Origin of the sequence: Photorhabdus hindustanensis (genome assembly GCF_002968995.1) — a bacterium.
GTDB classification, from domain to species: Bacteria; Pseudomonadota; Gammaproteobacteria; order Enterobacterales; family Enterobacteriaceae; genus Photorhabdus; species Photorhabdus akhurstii.
Map to the genome: position 1 here is coordinate 58,402 of NZ_PUWT01000050.1, position 8,025 is coordinate 66,426.

Consider the following 8,025-nt stretch of genomic DNA (forward strand, 5'->3'; position numbering starts at 1 on the left):
GACTGAGTTACCTCCAGATGATCTATTATTTTGAAATGTTATTTAGACAGCAACAAAACCTCTTTTCCATTTAGTTTATAAAATTTTTCATTAGGTGGAAATGACAGATCTTCTGAATAAGCTTTTATTTTAATTTTACCAGCATCTTTTGTGATGAGAGCATAAGCTAGCCCTAATCTTGGGTTATTAGAGCTGTCTTTTATCTGATTATAATCAAACAAATTAACCTTTTCATTAGCGGTGGTTATCCTGGTATTTCCACTGACAGAAGTCTCCTTGCCAAAATAGGTAACCATGCTGCTATCATAGCTGGAAAATATATCAATCAATTGATTGTTTCCTAAAACTTTGCCATTATCTGTATTAGCCAGAATATTTTTTATCTCCGCCAACTCTTTATTTGTTAAAGCCACATGAGATTTATAGATGCTCTCAACGCCCTCACGGCTAGTTAGCCAATTATTATCACCCGGTTGCTGTCCTGCATGATAAGCATAAAAATAATCCTTATCAACAGCATAGATCATGGTGCATCCACTTAATTCGCCTGCTGATATAATTATGGGTTTTCCCTCTTTTATTTCATTAAATGGAATTTTGATGCCGACTGTACCCGATTCACCATTGGCAATATCCATAACACTAATATTATCATTAAGTTTATATTTTTCTCCCCAATCACCCATAATTGGGCCGGAAGATGACCGGGAACTGACATCCTTGCCTTTCCATGTACTTAAAACTCCGTGTAAATTACCTTTATCGTCAGTAATATCATTCATTGAAAAACTATTAGCAGTCTCCATGGCACTTACAACCTTGTCATTTCTTATATAATCAAACTTAAGTTTAATATCATGGATCTTATTTCCTGATAATAAACCTTTTTCTATTAAAGGTGCTATATTACCGTGTCTTAACTCACCTAGATCGGTATTTTTAAGTACTAATGGTTTGCCTTCTATATTCTTTCCAAAATTCCATAATAATGGCGATTCTGTATTTTCTTTCCATTTTCCATGGTCATTAATAAATTTTTGATACAGAGAATCATTATTGTCGATATAGCTGATAAGCGTTATCATATATGAGATGTTATCGGGATTTTCTAGCACTCTCTTATTTGAAAATTCTAATTTAGTGCTAAGTTCTTCCTTTGTTAATCCTTCTTTTAACATAATTTCATTATATTCTCTTCCTCTAAGCTTAGGCTCTGATAATTTTGCAATACTAGAGATATCCAGTGAGAAATCTTCTACTCTAGGGTAAGCAATATCTGGCGTATATGTATTAATTGCATGATAACTTTCATGTATTAATGCGGTAGAAATAAAATTTTTATATTCATCATCAGAATAACGCAGCCGTTCATTTCCATCAACGAGAGCATCTGCATAAACTGTCAATATGGGTTCTCCTTTTTGGAAAGATGAAGATGCGGCAGAATTTTCTGTAGTTTGAAGAATCATAATAGGCTTATTACTATCATAGCCCCCTGAATATACAATATGATCATTTTGGCTGAATTTTTCTAAAAAGGAGGCTTGATATTTTAATTTTTCAATTATATTCTTTTTAATTCTCTCAGAATGATCACCAAGGAATATATCAAATGCATTATTAACTTTTTCTATCGTTTCTGGCTTATTATTTTCAATTTTATTTATGCTATCTTTTAATATTATTATTGCCCTACTTCTTGCTTCTGATATTAAATTTCTAATATTTTCAGCTTGGGATTTCTCGATATTCTGCATATGTTTTGGTGCCGATTTACTCGACCGAGCACCACCACCTCTTAAACCAACATCTGAATGTTTAATCCAGAGCCCATTGTTATCTCGTTTAACGGGAATTGCATAATTAAATCTACCGGAATTGGCCGGGTTCATTATCCTCCATGTTCGGTTATCATTATCCCAACGTACCTGCCAGAAACCTCCGTGTTGTTTAATATAATAGTTTGTCTGCATATCGATATTGTCTAACTTATAAATGCCTTCAAACCGACCATCACTAGTTCCTTCCGTCATTGGCTTAAATTCCAGATCGAGAGCTTTCCATTTATCGGGAACTTTCCATTTATCGAGAGACTTACTATATCTAATGACGTCTGATTCCAACAAATTAATAGCATCATTTTGTACCTGAACTCCTTTTTTTAAAAGACTTGATTTTCTGAGTCCCTTATAAGCACCCTTTAAAATATTTCGGATCGGTAAAGGTTCGATTAAATCAATAATACCACTGGCTAATAGACGGGAAACCTGGCGGGCATCCAAGAGCTTCATCGAAGGCAATTTTATAATTACTTTCCTTAATAACGCTCTGCCAGAATAATTGATGCTAAGTCTAGCGGTTTCTTGCGCAATTTTCGTTAATACTTGATGTGATATTGATAGCCCCAATGTTGCAATAGTAAAGACTACATTGATCGAATCAAAAACGATAGAAATCACATCCTCGGCATCCAGGCTATAATCGCTGTCGGTAACTTCCTTGTAAATGACATCATAAAAAGGGATTAACACTGTAGCAATAGTATGTAAAAGAGAATCATCATCCAAAGAAATTTTGCTTTTATTCGCAATATTATCTAGACCTTCTTTTAAAAAACTATTGATGACATTGAAAGCATTGTATTCTTCTGGAAATTTCCTATCATAATCATTAGTATGAGAAATTGGTTCATCTCTCTTTATCTTAATTCTATTTTCAAAAAAATTATCCCAGAATTTTTCATAATCACTAAATAAATAACTATGTATAAGAATATCCGGAAAAATTCTCTTGTAAACTATTTGAGGGGAATTTCTTGCGAGTTCGACATGTCCACCCTCAAAATTACCATTTGGTTCTTTCAGTGCTTTCAGTAAATCGTTACTATTTATTTCCTCTTGTTTGTATTTCTTCATCTTTATTATTCCATCAATGAAAGCAATTAATAACCAATCACCAGATATTAATTCTAGAAAATTAATTTTTCCGATATGATTATCAATAGAAAAAGAAAAAGATTTTTTGGGTGGTGCCACAATTTCTGTAGGAGTTATCCCCAGATCTAAGGAAGAAAGATGTAATTTTGTTAACATGGTTGCTTCATAATTACTATATTTATCTTTATATTTATTAAATTGAGTTGTAAATTCTCTTTGGCTATCAAATTCTTCTCTTCTTTTAAAATCGAGGAAAGAGTAATATCCTTCTGGTAAAGTGGCTCCATTTTGCATTGGATTATATTGACGTTCGTCCGTCAGATATTTTTTTAGGATAGTGTATATTGTAATGTTATCAAATGTATTAATGTCAAACGATTTATTAATCATCATCCAATAAACTGCCGCTCTTAGCAGGGTAATATCAGAATAATACTCATCAGAGAATTCATCTGGGATAGTAGTTGTTATATTATCATGATCTTTTTGTTGTTGTATCAGTGAAGATATTTCATTAGCTTTTAAAATATCTAAATAATTATTAGAGGTATGATAATTATCAATGTCATGTATAATTTTTTTATCCAGATTATTAAGATTCAACAAGGTTTCTTGAAATCTATATTCTAATGATTCAAGATAATATATGACTACAGAAATAAGATCTGATTTTACCTCATGGTTAGTTGCAAAAAATTTTTCCCCATAATTGTCGGTTTCCTTACGGTTTATTTTATCAATTAAATAATTTATTAAAGCAGATAAATCATCAACATTTTCATAAGAAAAGTGATTATTAGTGGAGATATAATTTTCGATATTTTTTAATATTAATTTACAATTTTCGTATAATGATTTTTCCTCTCTCTTACGATTACTAAGTTCTTCTAGTTTACTCTTTTGGATGTCAATCTGGTTCTTAATATTATTTGATTCATTTTCCTTAAATTTAATCTCTGGATTAGGGTTTGCTAATTTGTTTTTAATGGCATTTTCAATACTATTCAATAATTTCTTGTTTCCACCACGAGATTTAAAATGATTCAAAAGATCTTTCTCCTTCTTTATTGATTCATTATCTTTTAATTTTAAATTTTTAATATCTCTATCTATTTTTTCCTTATATCTTTCAAGTTCATTGATTTCCTTATTATAATTATCTATATACTTATCATATGTATTCTCTCCCAATAAGTCATCTCCCATAGCTACATTAAGTACGACTCTAATTTTTGGATCATCGAGTATATTATTTTCCCATTGAGTCTCATTGAGGCTAGTCTTAGTAAGGGGAGAGGTATCTGTATTATTAGGGTTACGCTGTTCCTGAGAAATACTTTGATCACTCTGTACTTCCTGTCGATGCTCCGGTTCTTGCTCATCTAATTCAGAACCGACTTTTTGTGATATTGTTGTTAGAGAGTGAACACTATCGGGAGTAGAATAAACACTTTTTCCGTTATGAAGATCCCTTTTACCTTTATTATTTCGCGTATTCTTTCCAGAGTCAAATGGTACCATCCAGTCATTTGGACTTAAATATCCAGCTGTTGCTTTCATTGGATTGGTACTATTTGCAATTTTTTCTGTCGGTGGTGGCGATGGACTAAGATGTATAGCTAGCATGATTGCTGCTTCTTGTGTCGTGAGTATGCGAGGGTAATCTGTTGGGTTTTTTATTTCATTGATAGTGTCCATAACATTTTTATGTTCATTACGCTCTGTTTCTGGCAAATAATCCAAGAAAGATGGAGGAGGAGACAATATTGATTTTATGTAACGTGCAAGAATTCCTAATCCAGTTAATCCACCTATTCCCGCAATAGCCTTAAGAATTTTATTTCGTGATGAAGTAGGATTTTCTGATTTTTTTTTCGGTCTCATCTTTTGATAACATGGGTATATTTAATTCACTTTCATCATTATTTATATCTATTGAAATATGTTGAGTTGATGAACTCTTATTACCATTATTAGTAGTTGCTTTTGTGTCGTTATTAGTTTTAACTAGCTCTTCATATTCGAACATTTCTGTCTTCAAAATTATTAGAGTAATCTGATTTTTAGTGTATTGGCATTATTTTGTTCGCAAATGTTACGTGGTTTCTCCAATATTTGTTAAAGTTCCTAAAGTTTCATAACTATTTCATATTGTTACTCTTGAATTATAGCGTTTGGTGGCTAAAAATCGGGGGGGGGCCTTAAATTAGTAATCATGAAAATTTATGGCTGTTTCGTATAACAAAGCTCATCTTGTGAAGGAGTGGGCTTATGTTAGTAATATTGAGTTACATTACCTTCCTCCATACAGTCCAAATTTAAACCCGATAGAGCGATTATGGAAGGTCATGAATGAACATGTTCGAAATAACCGTTATTTCGCTAATAAACATGAATTTCGAGACAACGTATTCAAATTTTTCACCACAACGCTACCTGATATAGCGGACTCGCTGATGTCTAGAATTAACGACCATTTTCAGGTGCTAAAAACTGCATCTTGAAGTTTCTTGGGTATATATGGTGCTTCATTTGCATATTCATTAGAACTTTTTTCTAAGGCGAAATATTGACCTGACCACTGTGAATTTTTTTGAGCTTGTCAGCATCTTTAAATTTACCTAGGTTTAAGTAATCGTGTATATCTTCATGTAGTTTCTTATATTCTGCTAAACCTAGGTTTTCTGCGTTGTCTAAAAAATCTGGGATAGCGGTCGTTTTATATAGAAGAGTACCTGCCTCAATGATATCTGTAGTGACATCTTTTGGTTCTATATCCGGTTTACTTTTCTCTGTATTATCTATGTTTATTCCCAAGTGGTTATCGGTTTCTGTGTTTTCATGTTTTTCTTCTGTATTTATTTTATTTCTTTTTTGGTTATCATTTTTATTAGAATATGTGCTGAACATGTTATCACCTTATGATTATTTTAATGAATATATTGCAAGATTTAGCATGGTAAGTGCAACATGCATGACTATGCAAATAAATAGATTGGTATTATTTTAAATAATTCACTGGATATTTTGTACTTCAATATTCACATGAGAGATTGTTTTTTTATTTATTAAGACTCTATAATTAATCTGACTGAGATAACTTCATCCATTAATTTTGATTAGGTAGGTTTGGTATTTTTCCCAATTTCGCATATTTTTTCCAATCCTCTAGTAATTTACCATCTAGTTTATTAAATGGTTTGCCTTCTGCATAAGCTTGTCTTATTTCTTCCAAAGAAACATGTTTTGATTGAATCATGAATTCAACAATATTTCCTCCCCATATTTTATTTTCACCGCCTAATCCCTTGGTAGAATAGTTGGTAATATATTTATATTTTTTATCGGGTAATATTTTTTTATAAACTTCTTTTGCAAAATAGTCTGTCACATATTTATCATAATTTAGGTTGTCTGCTTCCATATCAGTTTGAGACTGTAAGCCTTTATGCTGATGTGATGACGCATGAAGGCTTTCATGAATTATTGTAGATATTATTTTTGCCAAATTGAGCTCAGATTCTCCTCTATTATTCAAATGCGAGTATTCTGGAGAATTTATTCCTATATAAATTTTTCCATTATCAGGATTCGTCCAAGCTATAGGATAACTCGTTATATCTTCATCGTTGTATTCATATTGTCCATATTTTTCATCAGCTTTTTTCATTTCCTCGATTATTCCTTTCACAGTAACGCCTATGGGGGCCAATGGTTTTATGTCTTCTTTTTTCAATACTTTTTTGATTTCTTCATAAATTTTATAGAGACCGTCTTCTCCTATATAATTATTTATCTGTTTTGATATTTCCCAATCTTCAGATTTTACTGTTCCGCTTTTAGAGAAATGTACATCTTCATCTTTTGGTTTGAACGGATTATTATTTACTACATTATTTGGTGACCTTTTCTGAGGAAGGCTAGGAGATAATTTCGGTGCTGGTGGTGCTGGTGGTGCTGGTGGTGCTGGACGAGTGCTGGAAAGTTCTAAAGAATTGCTGTTTATCTCCCTATTTTTGGGATCTTCTGCATTATTTTTTGTTTTTCTACCATGATCTTTAACATATTCGTTTAGCATTATTTCACCTATAGAGTTTGAAGAATGACAATGAATAATATGTGGATTAAGTTAATAGTTTTATACCCTTCATCTTTCAAGCTGCTGCTTTGTTGGCTGAGTTCACTTACCCCAGTCACATAGTTATCTATGCTCCTGGGGATGCGTTCACTTGCCGCCGCCCTGCAACTTGAAATCTATTGGGTATATAATATGGAAATCTCAAATAAACATATTAAAAATAATTGTTTTAATGAATAATTATTTGTTAGGCGAGTAATTGTTTGTTATTTTAGTATGAAAATAATTTTAAATCCTAATTAACTTATCAACATTTTCTTTAGAAACAACAATGCTAACACCATTTATATTAACAATAGCCTCTTGACTGCTTTTCCATTTGGTAAGTGTATCTTTTATTTGTGGTAAATAAGTTACGCTAGTAATACCCGAAACTTCAACAATAACGTTTTCATTTTCCTGATTTTGATTATTTTCTGTATCAGGTTTGGTTGTCAGATTCACTTTAGCAAGGGCAAGACGTACATCTTCTGTGCCGCCTAATTCCACGCATAATTTATCCATTAAAGCCTGGTTTATTTGTGAATTATCCAGACTGGGTTTTTGATCCATAGTAGCAGATATTTTGCTGACTGGAATTACATTGTCCTCAATCTCTTGAAGCTTCATCGGAACGGTAATGGAGTATAATAAAGAGAGGCGAGGACGATTACCGAGAGCCTGCCAGAAATTACCCAGACTGTTTAGGTTTTCTTGTTGTGGAATAATTCTGGTATAGGCACCGGGAACAGGGCAACCGCATGAATGCTTAAATATTATTCAGATTAGAAAATCCTGCTTGTACGACTTGTTCCAGAAATTGCGTTTTCATCCAGGCTCGCATTCGTTTCTTTCTTATACTTAATTTGCTGCCTTCTGTTTTCAGCATATTCAAGGCAATTCGCCTCAATATCGCGATATTTTCCGCCGCATTTTCTCGATAAATCTGACAATCATCCTCATGAAACGTCG

General features: G+C 32.4%; 4 protein-coding genes and 2 pseudogenes. 1 reads left to right on the top strand and 5 read right to left on the bottom strand.

Annotation, left to right across the window (positions count from 1 at the left end; all coding sequences use genetic code 11):
* Positions 1-38: 38 nt before the first annotated feature.
* Positions 39-4,820, bottom strand: a complete 4,782-nt coding sequence (locus C6H66_RS17490) for a cytotoxic necrotizing factor Rho-activating domain-containing protein (RefSeq protein WP_105396249.1) — start codon at positions 4,818-4,820, stop codon at positions 39-41.
* 353 nt (positions 4,821-5,173) lie between these two features.
* On the opposite strand from C6H66_RS17490, the pseudogene C6H66_RS17495 reads away from it, so the two are divergent.
* Positions 5,174-5,440, top strand: a pseudogene (locus tag C6H66_RS17495) (transposase); the annotation flags it as partial.
* Between the two features lie 52 nt (positions 5,441-5,492).
* On the opposite strand, the gene C6H66_RS17500 reads toward C6H66_RS17495, so the two are convergent.
* From C6H66_RS17500 to C6H66_RS17515, 4 genes and pseudogenes are all read right to left on the bottom strand, one after another.
* Positions 5,493-5,846, bottom strand: coding sequence for a hypothetical protein (locus tag C6H66_RS17500; RefSeq protein ID WP_105396250.1), 354 nt, complete (start codon positions 5,844-5,846; stop codon positions 5,493-5,495).
* Positions 5,847-6,045: 199 nt separating this feature from the next.
* On the bottom strand, positions 6,046-7,014 hold the full coding sequence (locus C6H66_RS17505) for a hypothetical protein (protein ID WP_105396251.1): 969 nt from the start codon (positions 7,012-7,014) through the stop codon (positions 6,046-6,048).
* A 288-nt stretch (positions 7,015-7,302) separates the two neighbouring features.
* Positions 7,303-7,833 carry a Pvc16 family protein gene (locus C6H66_RS17510; protein ID WP_339417455.1) on the bottom strand — a complete coding sequence of 177 codons (531 nt, stop codon included), beginning with the start codon at positions 7,831-7,833 and terminating at the stop codon, positions 7,303-7,305.
* Positions 7,823-8,025, bottom strand: a pseudogene (locus tag C6H66_RS17515) (ISAs1 family transposase); the annotation flags it as partial. The gene C6H66_RS17510 and the pseudogene C6H66_RS17515, both read right to left, overlap by 11 nt.

Excerpts from the sequence above, each read along its gene's own strand:
- C6H66_RS17490 (WP_105396249.1), bottom strand. The coding sequence starts at position 4,820 with ATGAGACCGAAAAAAAAATCAGAAAATCCTACTTCATCACGAAATAAA.
- C6H66_RS17500 (WP_105396250.1), bottom strand. The coding sequence starts at position 5,846 with ATGTTCAGCACATATTCTAATAAAAATGATAACCAAAAAAGAAATAAA.
- C6H66_RS17505 (WP_105396251.1), bottom strand. The coding sequence starts at position 7,014 with ATGCTAAACGAATATGTTAAAGATCATGGTAGAAAAACAAAAAATAAT.